14 protein-coding genes and 1 tRNA gene are annotated in these 16,415 nt (G+C 67.0%); 5 read left to right on the top strand and 10 right to left on the bottom strand.

Annotation, left to right across the window (positions count from 1 at the left end; all coding sequences use genetic code 11):
• Window positions 1-75 precede the first annotated feature (75 nt).
• From RPB_RS01560 to RPB_RS01535, 6 genes are all read right to left on the bottom strand, one after another.
• Window positions 76-909, bottom strand: a complete 834-nt coding sequence (locus RPB_RS01560; protein ID WP_011439210.1) for an ABC transporter permease — start codon at window positions 907-909, stop codon at window positions 76-78.
• On the bottom strand, window positions 906-2,150 hold the full coding sequence (locus RPB_RS01555) for an ABC transporter substrate-binding protein (RefSeq protein WP_011439209.1): 1,245 nt from the start codon (window positions 2,148-2,150) through the stop codon (window positions 906-908). The genes RPB_RS01560 and RPB_RS01555 overlap by 4 nt, the downstream gene beginning before the upstream one ends.
• Before the next feature lie 12 nt (window positions 2,151-2,162).
• Window positions 2,163-3,044, bottom strand: coding sequence for an ABC transporter ATP-binding protein (locus tag RPB_RS01550; RefSeq protein ID WP_011439208.1), 882 nt, complete (start codon window positions 3,042-3,044; stop codon window positions 2,163-2,165).
• A 76-nt stretch (window positions 3,045-3,120) separates the two neighbouring features.
• Window positions 3,121-4,002 (bottom strand): sulfurtransferase, encoded by an 882-nt coding sequence (locus RPB_RS01545; RefSeq protein ID WP_011439207.1) that lies wholly within the window; start codon window positions 4,000-4,002, stop codon window positions 3,121-3,123.
• Window positions 4,003-4,141: 139 nt separating this feature from the next.
• On the bottom strand, window positions 4,142-5,272 hold the full coding sequence (locus tag RPB_RS01540; protein WP_011439206.1) for an acyl-CoA dehydrogenase family protein: 1,131 nt from the start codon (window positions 5,270-5,272) through the stop codon (window positions 4,142-4,144).
• Window positions 5,273-5,301: 29 nt separating this feature from the next.
• Window positions 5,302-5,874: an OsmC family protein gene (locus RPB_RS01535; RefSeq protein ID WP_011439205.1), complete on the bottom strand. Its 573-nt coding sequence runs from the start codon at window positions 5,872-5,874 to the stop codon at window positions 5,302-5,304.
• A 322-nt stretch (window positions 5,875-6,196) separates the two neighbouring features.
• Between RPB_RS01535 and RPB_RS01530 the strand changes: the two genes are divergently transcribed.
• Window positions 6,197-6,745: a TetR/AcrR family transcriptional regulator gene (locus RPB_RS01530; RefSeq protein ID WP_245258294.1), complete on the top strand. Its 549-nt coding sequence runs from the start codon at window positions 6,197-6,199 to the stop codon at window positions 6,743-6,745.
• A gap of 10 nt (window positions 6,746-6,755) precedes the next feature.
• Here RPB_RS01530 and RPB_RS01525 read toward each other — a convergent pair whose 3' ends face one another.
• Window positions 6,756-8,738 (bottom strand): acyltransferase family protein, encoded by a 1,983-nt coding sequence (locus RPB_RS01525; protein WP_011439203.1) that lies wholly within the window; start codon window positions 8,736-8,738, stop codon window positions 6,756-6,758.
• Between the two features lie 266 nt (window positions 8,739-9,004).
• On the opposite strand from RPB_RS01525, the gene RPB_RS01520 reads away from it, so the two are divergent.
• Together RPB_RS01520 and RPB_RS01515 are read left to right on the top strand one after the other, a co-directional pair.
• Window positions 9,005-9,433: a secondary thiamine-phosphate synthase enzyme YjbQ gene (locus RPB_RS01520; RefSeq protein WP_041797858.1), complete on the top strand. Its 429-nt coding sequence runs from the start codon at window positions 9,005-9,007 to the stop codon at window positions 9,431-9,433.
• Window positions 9,434-9,532: 99 nt separating this feature from the next.
• Window positions 9,533-10,828: a RuBisCO large subunit C-terminal-like domain-containing protein gene (locus RPB_RS01515; protein ID WP_011439201.1), complete on the top strand. Its 1,296-nt coding sequence runs from the start codon at window positions 9,533-9,535 to the stop codon at window positions 10,826-10,828.
• 22 nt (window positions 10,829-10,850) lie between these two features.
• On the opposite strand, the gene RPB_RS01510 is transcribed toward RPB_RS01515, so the two are convergent.
• Window positions 10,851-11,936 (bottom strand): hypothetical protein, encoded by a 1,086-nt coding sequence (locus RPB_RS01510; protein WP_011439200.1) that lies wholly within the window; start codon window positions 11,934-11,936, stop codon window positions 10,851-10,853.
• Between the two features lie 223 nt (window positions 11,937-12,159).
• Window positions 12,160-12,948, bottom strand: coding sequence for a cobalamin B12-binding domain-containing protein (locus tag RPB_RS01505; protein WP_245258293.1), 789 nt, complete (start codon window positions 12,946-12,948; stop codon window positions 12,160-12,162).
• A gap of 918 nt (window positions 12,949-13,866) precedes the next feature.
• Between RPB_RS01505 and RPB_RS01500 the strand changes: the two genes are divergently transcribed.
• The gene (locus RPB_RS01500) at window positions 13,867-14,649 is read left to right on the top strand and encodes a HAMP domain-containing protein (RefSeq protein WP_011439198.1); all 783 of its coding nucleotides are present in this window, start codon (window positions 13,867-13,869) and stop codon (window positions 14,647-14,649) included.
• A 345-nt stretch (window positions 14,650-14,994) separates the two neighbouring features.
• On the opposite strand, the gene RPB_RS01495 is transcribed toward RPB_RS01500, so the two are convergent.
• Window positions 14,995-15,069 (bottom strand) — tRNA-Gly (locus RPB_RS01495).
• Between the two features lie 409 nt (window positions 15,070-15,478).
• Here RPB_RS01495 and RPB_RS01490 point away from each other — a divergent pair.
• Window positions 15,479-16,399 carry a thioredoxin family protein gene (locus RPB_RS01490; protein WP_011439197.1) on the top strand — a complete coding sequence of 307 codons (921 nt, stop codon included), beginning with the start codon at window positions 15,479-15,481 and terminating at the stop codon, window positions 16,397-16,399.
• Window positions 16,400-16,415 lie beyond the last annotated feature (16 nt).

Below are 16,415 nucleotides of genomic sequence, written 5' to 3'. Positions count from 1 at the left end.
CTGGACGAAAATGCCCGCGACGCGCGCGGGCATAACGTCTCGATGCGGCGGCGCCGTTGGGATCACTCCTCCCGCTCACTCCTCCCTTGCCCAGCTGGCGCGTTTGACGGCGCGTTCGCAGAGGAAGTCGAGGGCGAAGCCGATCAGGCCGATGATCACCACGGTGGCGGCGAGGCGGTCGTATTCCAGCGTGTCGCGGGCGTCGTTGATGGCATAGCCGAGGCCGGAAGTGACGCCGAGGAATTCGGCCGGCACCAGCACGATCCAGGCGACGCCGACGGCGAGCCGGATGCCGGCCAGCGAATCCTGCATGATCGCCGGCACGATGATGGTGAACAGCATGTGCCACGGCCGGGCGCCGAGATTGCGCGCGACCTTGAACCACGCCGGGTCGATCCGACGGAAGCCGTGCGCGGTCGAGAACAGGATCGGCCAGATCGCCGCCACGCCGATCAGGAACACGATCGCGGCGTTCCAGCTCGCAAACGCCATCACGGCGATCGGCATCCAGGCCAGCGGCGAAATCATCCGCAGGAACTGGAACGGCACCGAGCTCGCCTCGCGCATGCCGCGGAAACGGCCGACCAGAATGCCGAGCGGCACGCCGAGCGCGATCGCCCAGGCGAGCCCGCCGGCGATCCGGCCGAGACTCGGCCACGCCATCTTGGCCGCCTCGCCGCTGATCAGCATCTGCCACAGCCGCTCGAAGGTCGGCTGTGGGGCGAAGTCGGCGAAATTCGCGGTGCGCGGATCGGAGGCGACGATGAAGCCGCCGATCCACCACACGCCGAGCAGCACCGCGATGCCGAGCGCGATATGGCCGGAGCTGCGCAGCCGGCCGGCGAAGGCGGCGTTTCGCGCCGCCGCCGCCGGTGCCGGGGCGTCGTCGATCGTCAGATCGAGGCTCACAGCGACAGCACCTCGGTCCGGGCGAACGGATCGTCGGGATTGACGCTCGGCGATGTCTTCCAGTCCGGGTACTTCGTCATCGCCTGCTTGACGAAGTGATAGTCGACCAGATCCTTGGCGACGAATTCCGGATCGAGCTTCTTCAGGAAGGTGGTGTCGCCCGAGACCACCGTCTCGTTCATCGCGCCGACGATCAGCTTGGTCGCCGACGGATACGGCCAGGGCTGGAAGTCGATCCGGCCGAGCTTCCAGTCCGGATGGGTAATGGCGCCGCTCTCGCCATAGGTCTTGTCGTCGTAGTAAGTCATCGCGCGCTCGATCACCGGCGCCGGCAGCGGCAGATAGCCTTCGCCGTCCTTCGACAGCAGCTTGGCGACTTCCTTCTTGTTGGCGCTGGCGTAGATCTCGGCGCGGACCAGGGCGTTCATCACCTTCTGGGTCCATTCCGGCTTCTTTCTGGTCACCTCCTCGTTCATGCACAGCACGCAGCAGGGGTGATTCTTCCAGATGTCGCCGGTGAAGCGCAGCATCCGGCCGCCGGCCTTGGTTTCGCCCAGCGCGTTGAACGGCTCGGCGACGATGTAGGCGTCGATCTTTTTGGCCGCGAGCGCCGGCGGCATGTCGGGCGGCGCCATCACCTGCAGATTGCACTCGTCGGCCGCGAGCGTCTCGCCCTGGCCCTTGATCACCGGCTTGATGCCGGATTTGCGCAGCGCGTATTGCAGCACGATGTTGTGCATCGAGTACCAGAACGGCACCGCGACCTGCTTGCCGCCGAAATCCTTGAACGACGCGATGCCGCTCTCGCCGCCGACCACGACGCCGGAGCCGTTGGTGTGGGCCCAGGCCATGATCTTGACCGGGAAGTTGTTGTTGTAGCGCATCCACACCGGGATCGGCTTGAGCAGATGCACCAGGTTGAACTTGCCGGCCGCGAAGCTCTCCACCAGCGGCGACCAGCCGCGGATCAGCGTCGGGCGCTCGGCCTCGAGACCCTCGTCCTTGAAGTAGCCCATGCCGTGCGCGACCAGGAGCGCGGTGGCGTCGGTGATCGGCAGATAGCCGATGCGGACGACGTCGTCGTCGGCCGCGCGTGCGGATTGGCCGAAGCCGCCCAGCATGGTGCCGAGCGCGGCGAGGCCGCCGGCGGCGAGCATGTCGAGCGTCTGCCGGCGGTTGATCGCGAACCGGAAGCGATCGTCATCGGCATGAACGATGTCATTTCCGCAATTGATGCACATTACGAGATCCTTTCAGCGGTGGCCGGCAGCGACGATCTTGAGCGGTTCCGTCCGTGGCGTTTCTTGGTTGTGGGAGTCGGGAGTCAGCGATGCGTCCGGCGCGGCCGGGCCGGTGGCGCGTTCGAACGCCGCCTGCAGCCGCGCCTGCGCGGCCTGGATGCTGGCCGCCCGGCGCTCCGGATCGGCGTCGCTGCGATCGACCGCGACCGGCACGATCTCGGCGATGCGGCCGGGGTCGGACCGCATGATCACCGCGCGATCCGCCATCGTCACCGCTTCCGGAATGTCGTGGGTGACGATCACCAGCGTGATCTTCATTTCCTCGGCGATGCGGCGGACGTCGCGCTGCAAGGCGCGGCGGGTGACGGCGTCGAGGGCGGAGAACGGCTCGTCCAGCAGCAGCACTTCCGGGCAGGTCGCGAGCGAGCGCGCCAGCGCGACGCGCTGCTGCTGGCCGCCGGACAGGTCCTGCGCGTTGCGCTCGGCGTAGCCGTCGAGTTCGACGAGATGCAGCAATTCGCCGACCCGCGCGGCGATCTCCGCGCGCGGGCGGCCGGCGAATTTCAGCCCGAGCCCGACATTCTGCGCCACGCTCATCCACGGATACAGATGCGGCTGCTGGAACATCACGACCCAGCGCGGCGATGCGCCCTCGACCCTGGCGCCGTCGATGCGGATCTCGCCCATGCTCGGCGCGACCAGTCCGGCGATGATGTGCAGCAAGGTCGACTTGCCGCAGCCGGAGCGCCCGACCAGCGCCACCGCCTCGCAGGGCTTGATCTCGAGATCGATGCCGCTCAGCGCGTTGCCGCTCGCGCGGCGGTAGCGGTGACTGACGCCCTGGATGGCGATATGCGCCCCGGGCCAGGCCTTTTTGGGTTGAAATGCCGGCATCGCCTGCAGCCGCTCCTCGAACAGGGTTCCTTGCGGATCGGCGGAGCCGGCCAGCGCGACCGGCCCCGCCGCGCGATTACTCCGCCGCCATCAGCGACGGCGCCGCATAGGGCGCGCCTTCCTCGATCGGCAGCGACGGGTCGCGCGACCATTCGTTCCAGGAGCCGAAATACAGGCTGACGTCCTTGATGCCGGCTTCCTTCAGCGCGACCAGCGTGTTGGAGGCGCGGGCACCCTTGAAGCAGTAGAGGACGACCGGGGTGTCCGGCGTGATACCGACGCTGGCGCATTCGGCGAGAATCTCCGCCGACGATTTGAACATCGGGCCGGCCGCCGACGGCTTCATCATGCGGTACCATTCGATCCAGACCGCGCCGGGGATGCGACCCTTGCGCGGGCAGAAGTCCTTGCCGTAGGGCGACGAGCTTTCGCCGATCCATTCGTCGACGTCGCGGGTGTCGAGCTTGACCTTGGACTGGTCCGCGACCGCCGCCTTCATCGATTCCAGATCGACCAGGATCGAGGCCGCTTCCGGATCGACCGCGAACGTCTTCGGCGTCGGCGTCGGCACATCGGTGGTGCTCGGCAGGCCGGCCGCGGTCCAGGCCGCGTAGCCACCATGCAGGATCTTGACCTTCGGATAGCCCAGATAGGTCAGCAGCACATAGCCGCGGCAGGATTGGCCGAAGCCGGTGTTCATCGACTGTTCGTAGATCACCGCGGTCTCTTCACCGGACAGGCCGGCGGCGCCGAACGCGGCAGCGAACTTCTCGCTCATCTCCTTGACGCCCTCGGGCGTCGAGGTCGCGAGGTACGTGAAGATCTCGTGGATGTTGACGGCGCCGGGAACGTGGCCGGCCGCATAGGCTTCGGGATTGCGGGTGTCGATCACCACGGTGGTCGGGGAGGCAAGCATTTCGGAGAGTTCGGCGGGCGTGACAAGAACCTTCTCAGTCATGGGTTCGCTCCTGTGTGCATCGTTGAACGTCGGCTGGGAGTGTCTCGGGCACAGGGCAGCGTCCTGTGGTGACTGTTGCCGCGCGCGCGGGAAACGGCACGCGGACGGCGAATGCGCCTCCGCGTCGACCGCGCGCGAACTAATGCGCCATGTCGGCCAGCATCTTGCGGAGCTGCTTGGTGGCGGGTGTCACGATCGCCACGAAGTAAGCCTCGCGCAGGCGGCGCTGCGCGGTGGCGCCGGCGACGTAGCCGCGCGCGCCGCAATGAAGCATCGCGGCATGAGCCGCCGCGACCGAGGCGTCGCCGGCGGCCAGACGCGCCTCGATCACCGCCCGCCAATAGTCGCGATCGCTTTCGAACGGCGTCGCGGCGAGGCGCGCGACCTCGGCCTCCATGGCGGCGAGCCCTTCGGCGAGCGGCTCGGCCTGGACGTCGAGGTATTTGTTGACGTGGCCGAGCGGGCTCTTGCACTGCTCGATCAGCCGCAGGCAGTCGCGGATCAGGCCGAACGCCATGCCGGCCTGCAGCAGGATGAAGCCGGCGCGGATGCGCTTGATGTAGTCGTCGACCGGATCGGCGATCACCCAATTGTCCGGCACCATCACGTCGCGCATCTGCACCGCGAAGGTGCGGGTGCCGTCGAGCGCGGTGAACTTCGCGTTGTCGGCGAGGCTCAGGCCTTCGGCGGCGCAGGGAATCGCCGCCATCACGTTGCGCGTCGTGCCGCCGTCCTCGACCTCGAAGATGCCGCCGAAATAGTGATCGGGGCCGAGATTGGAGACGTAGGGCAGCAGGCCCTTGACCACATAGCCGCCGGCGACGCGGCGGCCCTTCAGCCGCATCGGCTCGATGCCGAACAGCGACTTCATCGGGTTCGACAGCGCGGTGCCGCCGAGCACCGCTCCGCTGGCGATCTGCGGGCCGATGCCGGTCCGCAGATGCTCGTTGTCGGAGGCGTAGATGTACCAGGCCAGCGCGTCCTGACACCACATGCAGAACGACGTCGACAGGCAGTGCTCGCCGGCCGCCGCCATGGCGTTGATCGAGGTCATCAGATCGACGCTCGGGCTCTTGCCCGGAAGGTGATGCGCATAGGCGCCGAGACGCCCGAAGGCGCGCATCAGATCTTCCGGATAGTAACCGTCGACATCGATCCGGTTGACCAGCGACGGCAGCTCTCGCGCCGACAAGGCGCGCACCGCTTCGACGACCTCGGCGCCGGGAAGCGCCGCGGCATCGCCTGTGTTCATCGACTGGACATCCAGCATGGCTCAGCTCCGCTGTTGGAGGGCTGGGATCAGGCCATCGTCACGTCGAGATTGACCGGGCGGGAGAAGGTGTTCGCCACCGGCGACCACAGCCGCGCATGCGCGACCAGCGCGTCGAGTTCCTCGCGCGGACGGTCGGCCTCGAACTTCACCTTGGCGCGAACGTCGGTGAAGCCGACCGGCTTCTCGGACAGGTCGCCGGTGCCCCAGACGCCGGTGATGTTGAGGTCGCCTTCGAGTTCGATCTCGAGCGTGTAGACGGTGATGCCACGCGCCACCGCGTTGGCGTGGATGCCGACCGCGAGGCAGGAGCCGAGCGCGGCCAGCGAGGCTTCCGACGGGTTCGGCGCGGTGTCGTCGCCGAGCAGGCCCGGCGGCTCGTCGACGATGTAGGGCGGCAGGGTGCGGACGAAATTGAGATGCCGGAAGCGACCCTCGGCGACGGTCTTGCACTTCAGCGTCTTGACCGCGGTCGGATCGGCCTTGCCCTTGGCGATCAGCTCATCGAGCCCGGCCTTGTCGATCGGCGCGAGGCATCCGGTCATGGCGACGGGGCTATCCGGGGTGAGGCAGGCGGTCATCGCGGTGGCGGCTTTGGTCATGGGATCTCCTCTGGCTGCCGTGGGTCCGGCGGCATCTAGGCTACAGACCGTTCTGTATTAGCAGGAAGCATGCCAGATGGGCCGATCTGGAAAAGGCCAACTGAATCAGAGGTGCGACCGCAGAAACAAGCCTGCTCGCCAATTAGGCGCGCCGCTTTTGCGGTCAAATCGCCCTCTCGGTTGCCTGCATCGGCGTCAGCAAGGTTGCGAACAGACCATTCGGTTTCCCGGATTGCAGTTTGGCAGAGGCGGGGGTATTTGCGTCTGAATGGTCCAGGCAGCGCCCCATCCCACGATCGATTCGCCGGCGCCCGATGTGCGGATGTCCCCGCGCGATCGGCTGATCGAAAGCGCCCGCGTGCTGTTCTGCCGCTACGGCATCAACTCGGTCGGGGTCGACGCCATCATCGAGAACGCCGGTACCGCCAAGACCACCCTGTACAAGCTGTTCGGCTCCAAGGACGGGCTGGTCGAAGCCGTGCTGCAGCGCGAGGGGCAGAGCTGGCGCACCTGGTTCATCGACGAGATCGATGGGCCGGGCGGCAGCGCGCGCGAGCGGCTGGCGCGGATCGGCCCGGCGCTGAAGGGCTGGTTCAGCCGCCCCGATTTTTACGGCTGCCCGTTCATCAATGCGGTCGGCGAATCCGACAAGGCTGACGACCGGATGCGCAGCCTGGCGATTGCCCACAAGACCATCGTCCACGACCGGCTGACCGCGCTGTGCACCGAGGCCGAGATCGCCGAGCCGGCGCAGGTGGCGCATACGCTCGGGCTGGTGATCGACGGCGCCATCGTGATGGCGCTGGTGACGCGCGACGCCGGCGCCGCCGATGTCGCCGGCCGCGCTTGCGCGGCGATCCTGCCGGCGTGAGGCTGCAGGTTCAGCGTCCGAACAGTTGGCGCGCGGTTTCGCGGACGAAGAAGATCGAGCTTGCGGCGGTCAGGTGGCTGCCGTCGTACACCACCGGCGTGCCGTTGCTGCGCGGCACCGCCAGCAGACAACCGTCGCGATCACAATAGGTCGACGTCGGCGAGACGAACGCGACGCCTGCGGCTTCGAAGAACCTCCGCAGTCCTTCGTTCTCCTCGGCGCGCGACGAGTCGAGATGGCGACTGCGATCCCGCTCCGGAATCGCCCCGGCCGTCGCCACCCCCGCCGCCCGTGCGCGGTAGTACCCGGCGAGAATACGTCGCGGCGGCGTGCGCCAGTTCGGAAACATCCCGACCACCACGATGCGCCGGACGCCGGTGGCCCGGACCTCGGCGAGCGTCGCGCGGATCATCTCGTCGACGGCCTGCGGGTCGCGATCGGGGCCGTGATAGTCGTGCCACTGCCGCGCCACCATGATCACGGTGTCGGGCTTCAAGGTCCGCAGCCGCTCGAGCGCCATGGCGTTGTTGGCGGCGCAGACCTTCGACGGCGGGTCGGGCAGGCCGAGGATCGGCGGGCAGCCGGCCGTCGTATATTGCGAGATCCGGAAGCTGTTATCAGCCCGCTGCCATTCGCGCAGGCCCGGATACAGCTGCGCGGCGTGGGAATCGCCCCACAGCACGACCCGCGGCGCATCCGCGGGCGTGGCGTCGTCGCATTGCTCCTGAAACTGCGCGCTTCCTTCGAAGAAGCATGCGCCGGCGCGAAAAGCGACGGTTGCTTCGGCGTTCAGGTCCCCGAGGATCGCCTGCAGGTCGGGCCCGAAGCGTGACGGAAATCCGCTGGCCGCATAGATGCCGGCTCCGGCGATGCCGGCGATCGCCACGGCGGCGAACGCCGCCGCGGTCTTGCGGCGGCTCGGGCGCGCGCGGAACGGCGGCTCGATGAATCGCCAGGTGAGATGCGCCAGGGCGAAGGCGACGAGGATCGTGATCGCCTTCATCAGCAGCGGCGGCTCTTCACCGAACCGGACGATCCGGATCGCGGCGAGCAGCGGCCAGTGCCACAGATACAGCGGATAGCTGATCAGCCCGACATAGACCATCGCGCGGTTGCCGAGCAGATACCGGCTCACCCAGGGCGAAGGTCCGGCGAAAATCAGCAACGCTGCGCCGAGCACCGGCAGTACCGCCCACCAGCCGGGGAAGCCGCGATCGTTGCTGATCAACGCCGCGCCAGCGGCGAGCAGCCCCAGCCCCAACCAGGCGCAGGCGGCACGGATCGCCGCCGCGTGGCGTTCGAACAGCCTCCGCACAACGCCGAGCGCCGCGATCGAGGTGATGTCGCGGCCGGGCCCCGCATTCGCCGCAAGGGCGAGCACGCAGCCGGTCATCAATTCCCAGAACCGCGTCACCGGCAAATAGAACGCCGCCAGCGGGTTGACGGGCGTCAGTGCGATGTTGGCGGCGAACGACGCCAGCAGGATCGTGAGCGCGGCGATCAGCGCGCCGCGTGGCCACCGCCAGGCCAGCACGATCACCGGCGGCCACAACAGATAGAACTGCTCCTCGACGCCGAGCGACCACAGATGCAGCAGCGGATCGAGTTCGGAGGAGGTCTCGAAATAGCCGGCGCCGTGCAGCAGCGCGAGATTGGAGAGAAACGCGGCGCCGAAGCCGATCGCCTTGCCGGCGTCGCGGTAGTCGACCGGGAACAGCAGGAACCAGCCGGCGACCGCGCAAGTGATCAGCACCAATGCCAGCGCCGGGAAGATCCGGTTGATGCGGCGGGCATAGAAGACGGCGAAGCTGAAGTCGCCGCTGCGTCGGGCCTGGCAGATGATCGAGGTGATCAGGAAGCCGGAGATCACGAAGAACACGTCGACGCCGACGAAGCCACCGCGCACGGAATGCGGGAAGGCATGAAACGCGATCACCAGCAACACGGCGATGGCGCGCAATCCGTCGATATCGCTGCGGTAGGTCGGCCTCATCCTGGTGCTGTTCGGCCCCTGGTTCGCAAAAGCAATCGAACCCGGCAGATCCGAGCCGGGCGGTTCCCGCAGACAAGGACAGAAACATTCGTGCCGGAGGTGTCCAATCGCCAAGCCCGGCGGCGCTGTCAAGCGACCGGCGCTCGCGCGCATCATTCCTTCGGCCAACATGTGGGCCCGGCGTTTGCGTCGATTCGGGCGGTGCGCCTACATTGCGCGTTCCACACGCGGGCGACCTCGCCCGACTTCGAACGCCGGATGCCGCGATGAACATCGTCAGACACAGGATCGAACTCGCCACCACGGCGCCGATCCAGATCATCGACATCACCGAGCAGGTCCGCGGCTTCGTCGCCGGCAGCGGGCTGAAAGACGGCCTCGTCACCGTGAGCTGCCTGCACACCACGGCGCGGATCAACGTCAACGAGCGCGAGGAGAAGCTCGAGCGCGACATGCTGACGTTTCTGAAGCGCGTCGCGCCGCGCGACGGCGACTATCTGCACAACCTCGCCCCGATCGACGGCCGCGACAACGCGCATTCGCATCTGATCGGGCTGTTCATGAATTCATCGGAGACGATCCCGCTTGCCGCCGGCGCGCTGGTGCTGGGCGAATGGCAATCGATCTTCTTCATCGAGCTCGACGGCCCGCGCGAGCGCCGCGGCGTCGAATTGCAGATCATCGGGCAGGGTTAGACCGCTGCAGGCCTATGCCTCCAAAGGATGGGGCTCTTTGCGATGGAACCGCGGGTCGAGCCCGCGTATGACGGCTTGGTATCTGGAGCGGACGACCCCATGACGCCGGACGATATTGCGGGCTTCTACGCGACGCGCGCGGAGCTGAACCCCGACGACTACATCGAGCTCGATTTCGATTTCGAATGCGCCGGCGATCCGCGCGAGGCGGCGGCGCATCTGTGCAGCGAGCAATCCACCGCGCAATGGCGGCGGGTCGGAATCGACGAGGATTTCCGGCCGCGCTTCGCCGCGAAGGTGCTGGAGCTTCACGCCGAGGCGCGGCAGGGCTTCTCCACGGCGGTCGAATGCGCGGTGCGCGGGCCTGTCCACGCCTGCCGCGTCACGATCGCGCATCCCCACCGCAATTTCGGTCCGAAGATTCCGAATCTGCTGTCGGCGGTGTGCGGCGAGGGGGTGTTCTTCTCGCCCGGCATCCCGCTGATCCGGCTGCAGGACATCCGGTTTCCGGACAGCTACCTCGCGGCGTTCGAAGGCCCGCGCTTCGGCATCGCCGGCCTGCGCGAGCGGCTGCAGGCGTTCGACCGGCCGATCTTCTTCGGCGTGATCAAGCCGAATATCGGGCTGCCGGCGGCGCCGTTCGCCGAACTCGGTTACCAGAGCTGGCGCGGCGGCCTCGATATCGCCAAGGACGACGAGATGCTGGCGGATGTCGACTGGTGCCCGCTCGCCGAGCGCGCGGCGCTGCTCGGCGACGCCTGCCGGAAGGCCGCGGCCGAGACCGGGGTGCCGAAAATCTACCTCGCCAATATCACCGACGAAGTGGACCGGCTGATCGAGCTGCACGATGTCGCGGTGGCAAACGGCGCCGGCGCGCTGCTGATCAACGCGATGCCGGTGGGTCTGTCGGCGGTGCGGATGCTGCGCCGGCATGCCACGGTGCCGCTGATCGCGCATTTCCCGTTCATCGCCGCGTTCAGCCGGCTCGCCACTTACGGAATCCATTCGCGGGTGATGACGCGGCTGCAGCGGCTGGCCGGTTTCGACGTGGTGATCATGCCGGGCTTCGGGCCGCGGATGATGACGCCGGAGCACGAGGTGCTGGAGTGCGTGCGCGCCTGCCTCGAACCGATGGGGCCGATCAAACCGTGCCTGCCGGTGCCGGGCGGCAGCGATTCCGCCGCGACGCTGGAGCGGGTGTATCGCAAGGTCGGCAGCGTCGATTTCGGCTTCGTGCCAGGCCGCGGCGTGTTCGGCCACCCGATGGGACCGGCGGCGGGCGCCGCCAGTCTCCGACAGGCGTGGGACGCAATCGCCGCCGGGATTCCGGTCGGCGAGCATGCCGCGAGTCATCCGGAACTCGCGGCGGCGTTGCAGGCGTTCGGCGATCGCTGAGTCCGCTGCGGTCTCGCCGCGCTCAGCGCGGCAGTTCGGTGAAGGTGACGATCACTGCGGTGCGACGGCCCTGCGTCAAGGCAGCGTCGCGGTGGATGCCGGCCGGATCGTACAGCACGGCGTTGCCGTCGCGGCTGGTCACGGCGACCTGGTTGGCCTCGATCGCCGCGGCGAAATTGCTGTCGGCGACCAGGTCGGCGCCGAACGCCGCCTTGCGCTGCAATCCGGCGGGCAGCGCATAGAAGGTCTCGCGCCAGGTCTGCAGCGTCGAGGACAGGCCGGCGAGGTCGTTGGCGCGGCGGATCAGCCCGTCCCAGAACCGCGTCGCGGCGCGGTTGCTGCCGGCCACATAGGTCAGCGGGCCGTTGCCGGCGCCGACATCGCCGAGATAGATCACCAGCTTCAGCACATTGGTGCCGGGGTCGACCTTGAAGCCGTCGCACGGCGAGGTATCGACGCCGACATCGGCGAACGGGCTGGTGGCCGGCGCGGCCGGCGCGTCGACGACCTCCGCCACGATGGCGCCGACCCCGACCGGGCGCTTGAGATAGGCGCTCGCGGCCTCGGTCAGGCCGAGATCGGCCGCGGTCTGATTGAACCAGCGATAGAGATCAGGCGCCACTGCCGGATCGATCGCCATCCGGCTGCTCGCGGGATCGCCGGCCGGAGTGGCGCGCTGCTCCAGCGTCGTCAGTTGCGGGGCGAGCTGGGTGCGGATCTGCGCGATCGCATCGGCGCCGAGGCGGGTGACGGCGAAGCCGTCGCCCTGCAGCGGCACGAACACGGCGGTGCCGCGCTCGGTCTTCGGCGCATAGGCCTGGCCGGCGGTGACGCGCGCCAGTCGTTGCAGCAGGATCTGGCGCAGCGTGGTCGGCAGGTTGCGCAGCACCGCGACGAAGGTTTTTCCAGCCTCGGCCGGGCGCGGCAGGTGCTCGATGTCGATCAGGCGCTGCGCCGAGGCCAGCAGGAACCCATAGCTGAAATAGCTGATCGCCTTCAGCCTTGCGCCGAGCATCGGCATCGACATCACGCGGCCATAGGCCGGATGGGCGTCGTAATCGATCGCCGGCAGATGATCGAACGGATAGGACTTGCCTTCGGACTGCATGACTGCCCCCTCAGTGGCTCGCGAATGCCATAGACCTCAATTGAGGACTATGGTGGGCAGCGCCGCTTCGCGCGAGATAGCAATACGGCGATGTGCTGCAAAATCCGAGACCATCGGACGTCTGCGCGCCCGCCGAAGCGCATTGGCGCTTAGCGCACGACACGAGATCGCCGGCGGCGCGGCGGATGGTCACGGCGCAGGGCATCAACGGGAAGTTCGGGATTCAGATCCAGGCGAAGTTCGCCGCCGGGCGGGCGGTGCGGTTGAGCAGCGAGCGCATCAGGCAGCGCTCGATCTGGACGGAGGAGACGGTCGCGGCGTCGGCGCCGACCAGCGCGCAGGCATCGGCGCGTTCTGCAAAGACGCGACCGCTGGCGACGACGGCGAGCGCCGGATTGCGCGAGGCTTTGCGGATCTTGCGGATGGTCTCGGCGACGCGGGGCAGCCAGTGCTCGCGGCGCAACGACGGGCTGAGCGACAGGTTGACCGCATCGAACCAGCCATTGGCGACCAAATCGGTGAGCGCCTTTTCGCTGTCGGGAAATTCGCCGACCGTGTTCCAGCCGGCCTGGTGCAGCAATTCGGAATGCAACGCCGCGCAAAACGAATGCGGCTCGCCGGGCTGCGTAATCACCAGCACCGTGCGCGGCTGCGAGCGCGTCAGCGGCGCCGACAGCAGATCGAAGCTGATGCGGCGCATCGCGGTCTGCAGATGGCACAGGCCGATCGCGACCTCGAATTCGCTGCACGCATCCTCGCTCCACAGATCGCCGAGCTTGCGCGCGGTCGACTCGAACAGTCCGGTGAACAACGCGGTCGGCGAGGCCGCGCGGGTCAGCGAATGGTCGATCAGGTCGAAGGCATCGTCGAGGTTGGGCGCAATCAGCAGCCGGGCCAATTCATCGGCGCGAGCGTCGGCGGGGTCTTTGGCGGCACGGAGCCGCGCGGGTGCGGCGGCGTGCTTCACGAGGAGATGCGGGATGACCGTCGAGACGATGCTTTCTGGATGCACGGCGCTTTCTGGATGCACGGCACGCACTCGATCTGGTTGCCCTCGGACCATCGGGAATTGGCACTGTCGTGACCCAGCGAGACTGCCGAGGGAGCAGATCGGGGTTTCCTCGTGCGGTCACGAGCTCGGAATAAAACCGGCAGCGCCGTTGCCGCGTCGCGAAGGGAGCCTCGGAATCGACAAGGCGTCTTTGCTCTGGATCAAAATGGCGCCGCGATCGTCATCGGGTCGGCTGCGACGCCCGGCTCGGCATACGGACGCAGCGGCATAGCGTCGCGAGGCTCGTCGAGGCAGCCCATCGACCAGGCAGGACTTAGATACCGCTCGCTTCGCGCGCCGCCGACCGCCCGATGTCCTGACTGGGGCCGCGGGCCATCACCTCTTGGCTGTTCCGGCGAATCTCGATTCGTGGTATCTGTTTGATCAGGCTGGGGTCCGCGATTCTCGTGAGCGGGCATCCTGCGGAGTGTCGGGGACCATCAGCGCCGAACGAGGGTGGACTAACCATTGGCGCGCAGCTGCGCGGAAGGTATCCTCCGGCAGTTAGTTGGCAAAGACTGAAGCCCGCTTGCGTCTTTGTTTTGAATCAATCGATCCGCGTATCGGCTACGTATATTTACAGTTGTGCGAATCAGCGCAAAACTGAATCGACGAGTCTATCTAGGCTGAGCAACTACCAAGTTTAATCAAAGCGTTAGACTGGTTTTTGACTCACAGGTGATTCGCGATTCTGAAGAACGAGTGTCTGGTTACCAGCGCTCGTTCACCGTTCCAGCGTGAGGGCTTTTCTGGCGTGAACCGGACTGACCGATTTCGCCGAAACTTGAGGTTTCGTTAACCTTAATGAGTAAAGCGTTGATCACGCTGTTCACCTTAGGGGGCAAGCCGCCCCTAATTGAAGAAAGCTGGAGAAGAACCATGCATTTCGACCTTTCAAACCGGAACCTCGCGCAAAAGATCTCGATTCTGGTGCTGGGAATTACCTTCGTTGTCGCGCTCGCCATCGGCGGCGTCAGTCAGCTGGTGCTGCACAAGGTCACGACCGACCAGGCCAAGCAGCAGGCCAGCGTGGCCTCGCTGGACCGCCTGATCGGACATGGAGGGGCGACGTTGTCGCCGGTCCGGGCGGCGGATGGCAGCATCGTCGGGATGCTGGTGATGCAGCAGGATTCCGGGGCGGTGGTGATGCCTGCGTCCTATGAGGGCCAGGGCCTCGTGGTCCAGGCTGCCGAGACCGTCACCGCGCCGGCTGCGAACTACGCGATGAGCGCCGCCAACACCATGCTGCTGCTCGCCGGGATCGTGGTGTTCGCCGTGGTCGGCCTGATCGGCACCCGGATCTCCCGCGGCCTGCTGGCTCCGCTCGGCGAACTCGAGAAGGACGTCGAGAAGCTCGCCAGCGGCGAGACCAACATCCGCATTCATGCGCTCAGCCGCTCCGACGAAATCGGCCGGATCGCGCGCTCGATCGCCAAGATCCAGGAATCGCTGATCGAACTCGCCAAGCTCAAGACCCAGCGGGTGGTCGGCGGCGCCAATTCGATTCTGGAGAATCTCAAGGAGATGTGGGGCGATCTGAGATCCGCCGCCCGCAATGCCCGCGAGATGCTGTTCACCGACGGCAAGACCATCAGCGAGACGTTGTCGCGATCGTGGAGCGAATGGGTGCATAACGGCCTCGGCGTCCCCAAGCGCGCCTGACGCGACTCGCCTCGCGCGCCTCCTTCGGCCGGAGGGGGCGCGGGTGGTGACCTGCCTCGATCAAGTTCAAAAGCCCGCGCTCGCCGCGGGCTTTTTGTTTGGAGGGCGGGTTTGAGTGGCGGTTGGGTCGCGCGCGGGGTCGCGATGGAAGCCCGAGCCGATGCGCGGAGCGGCCGTACAGACAAACGCGACTCAGAGGTCTGCGACCGGAACGGCGACGCAATGCCGTCGACGCGACCAGGGCTTGGAATGACGTTGTGAGGGAAGCAGGGCGCCCAAGGTCCCGTAGGGCCTGACAGGCACTGCAATCCAAGCAGCAGTCCGAACGTCGGTCCGGAGATTTTCTGGAGCGGGCGAAGGGATTCGAACCCTCGACCCCAACCTTGGCAAGGTTGTGCTCTACCCCTGAGCTACACCCGCATCCGAGAAACGCCGAAGCTTGCGCCGCGGCCGTGCGCAGTCCTATGCCAAATGCCGCACGCGAATGCAACAGCCCTCGGCGGGTTGAATCCGCCCCTTTTGCAGGGGGGGTGCCAAAAACGCCCTCGTCCGAGCCGATCGCGATGTTCCGCCCGCCGGCGGCGGCCGGCCGAAAACTCGCCGGCGCCATCGCCGAAGTCCCGAGACAGCGTACCCCTTCGCGGCGGGTTCCGGTTGAAAACGAAACGTCGCGCGCCATTTACTGGGCATGCTAGAGCATGATCCCGAAAAGTGGATGCCGGTTTTCGGAACCGATCATGCTCGAATACGAATCTGGAGCAGGATGACGATTCGAACAGACGTCATCCTGATCTAAACTGCGCACTTCCGGACATCAGGCGAGGATCACGTGACAATCATCGAGCAGGGCAGCGGTGCGGCCCCCCAGGCGGCGCCCGATCTGATCAAGGACACCACGACGCAGACCTTCGTCCGCGACGTCATCGAAGAGTCCAAGCTCCAGCCGGTGCTGATCGACTTCTGGGCGCCCTGGTGCGGTCCCTGCCGCCAGCTCACCCCAATGCTGGAAAAGGCGGTCCGCGCTGCCGGCGGCAAGGTCAAGCTGGTCAAGATGAACATCGACGAGCATCCGTCGATCCCGGGCCAGATGGGCATCCAGTCGATCCCCGCGGTGATCGCCTTCGTCGACGGTCGCCCGGCCGACGGCTTCATGGGCGCGGTGCCGGAGAGCCAGGTCGCTGCCTTCATCGAGAAACTGACCGCCGGCGTTCCCGGCGGCGCGCCGACGGCCGCGGAACTGCTGCAGGAAGCCGAGGCGGTGATGGCCGAGGGCGATCTGCAGACCGCCGGCGCGATCTATGCCGAGGTGCTGCGCGCCGACGCCGCCAATGTCGAGGCGATCGTCGGGCTGGCGCGCTGCTACATGGTGTCCGGCGCGGTCGACGAGGCCAAGGCGACGCTGGCCCAGGTGCCCGAAGCCAGACGCGAGGACGCCGCCGTCAAGGCGGTGCAGGCGATGATCGATCTCGCCGCGCAGGCCGAGCAGGTCGGCCCGATCGCCGAGCTGGAGCAGAAGGTCGCCGCCGATCCGCTCGACCATCAGGCGCGGTTCGATCTCGCCACCGCGCTCAATGCGGCCGGCCGGCGCGACGAGGCCACCACGCATCTGCTGGAGATCGTCCGGCGCGACCGCAAGTGGAACGAGGACGGCGCCCGCAAGCAGCTGGTGCAATTGTTCGAGGCCTGGGGCCCGACCGACGACGCCACCATCGAGGGGCGCAAGCGGCTCTCGACCATTCTGTTCTCTTAATTCGCTCTCGAACCGC

The sequence above is a fragment of the Rhodopseudomonas palustris HaA2 genome (assembly GCF_000013365.1).
In the GTDB taxonomy this organism is placed as follows: domain Bacteria; phylum Pseudomonadota; class Alphaproteobacteria; order Rhizobiales; family Xanthobacteraceae; genus Rhodopseudomonas; species Rhodopseudomonas palustris_J.
Note: the sequence above shows the minus strand (reverse complement) of the source record. Positions and strands in the feature narration are given on the sequence as shown.